We start from the raw sequence: 1,425 nt of genomic DNA, 5'->3' as shown, positions 1-1,425 counted from the left end.
CTAGCCCATTTGATTCATGCTAGCGTTGGCCTTGAGCGCCTGCCGACGCGGGTGCGCGCATGTTACGCAATGCTAACGGCGCAGACGCTGTTTTCTGCACTAATCCCAATTCTCCGGTGCCACGATCGCCAAGAGACTACATGCAGCGTGCGGTATGAAGGCATGACTTCAGGGACGTGTTGGTGTTGAGCTTTGCAATAGAGAGTTCATTTTCAACGCGTGCCGCCCGACACTCGAAGAACAAAAGCAGCGTCACCTGGCCTAGAGATCGCGGAGGAAGCGAGATGCCCACAACCATCCGACGAGAATGAGTTGCAACTTTCAGCGCTACCAGTTCAAGCGCGCTTATGCCTACAATATCCGACTCGTCGCCTTTCGCCTACATGCGTCAATTACGCGACAAATCGGTCCTGGCGTGAGACCCCGCACAGGGCCGGCCACATGACTGACCGATCCGAGTGCTGGGCTACAGGAGCAAACGCTATGCCAAACCAGCCAGCTTGCCGGCCACCCTTCTCGACGTTTCGGTCCGCGCTGCGATTCAGCGCTTTACCAAAGACCGTGTCGTACCGGCCTGGCATTTGCAGAGCAAAGAACGCCTCCGGTTTCATGTAATCGTCCGCGTTCCATATGATTGAAGCTGTCGACGACGTCTTGAGGGGGCGCCGCGACAGCTTCGCCGACGCTGGTCGGACGAGTTCATGGCAAGTTGTGGCAGAGGCGCAGGAGCCTGGCGCGAGTGTATCGGGGATCGCCCATCAGATCGGCACTCTTCGTCTGGCGTCGCGATGCTCGGGCGAACGAACCTACCTTCGAGTCGCGAAATCGCGGTGGCGTGCATGTCAGAGGCAGTGATCGAGATTGCCTCCATTGGCGAGGTGATCGTGCGTGCCGGCGTGACGTCGACGAGGCGCAGCTGCAGCGGGTGATCCGGCCGGTCCGTTCGGCATGATCCCCTCCGGCGTGAAGGTGTTCCTGGCCAGCGATCCAGTTGACTTCCGCAAGGGGTATCGCTGGCGTTGTTGCGCTACTGCGCGATGCCGGCTCAGATCCGTTCGACGGGGCGCTTTATGTATTCCGAGCGAAAAGGGCTGACCGAATCAAGATCGTATGGTGGCATAGCTCTGGCGTGTGCCTCTATTTGAAACGCCTTGAAAAAGCGAAGTTCTGCTGGCCGCGGAATCGGGCATCATCGGATACAGATGAATCCGCGCAGTTGATGGCCCTGGTGGACGGGATGGATGGGAAGCGGGTCCGGGCTGTGGCGGTCACGCCGCCAGTAAGCGCTGCGACGAAGGAAATCAACGCCTGAAAGGACGAGAGAACCGGAGCAAGATGTGCTCTGGTCGGGGCAATGCTCCTGACCTGCCACTGCATTTTCATCCAGCGGCAGTTAGAGTCTCGGGTTTTGTACGCCAAGTGGCG

Annotated in this window: 1 protein-coding gene; it reads left to right on the top strand. The window is 58.9% G+C overall.

What is annotated here, in order from left to right; translation table 11 throughout:
• Positions 1-991 precede the first annotated feature (991 nt).
• On the top strand, positions 992-1,312 hold the full coding sequence (gene tnpB, locus XI05_RS39690; protein WP_442869244.1) for an IS66 family insertion sequence element accessory protein TnpB: 321 nt from the start codon (positions 992-994) through the stop codon (positions 1,310-1,312).
• The last annotated feature ends 113 nt before the right edge of the window (positions 1,313-1,425 follow it).

Origin of the sequence: Bradyrhizobium sp. CCBAU 11357, assembly GCF_028128865.1 — a bacterium.
Classification (GTDB): domain Bacteria; phylum Pseudomonadota; class Alphaproteobacteria; order Rhizobiales; family Xanthobacteraceae; genus Bradyrhizobium.
This window is presented reverse-complemented; position numbering and strand designations above follow the sequence as displayed.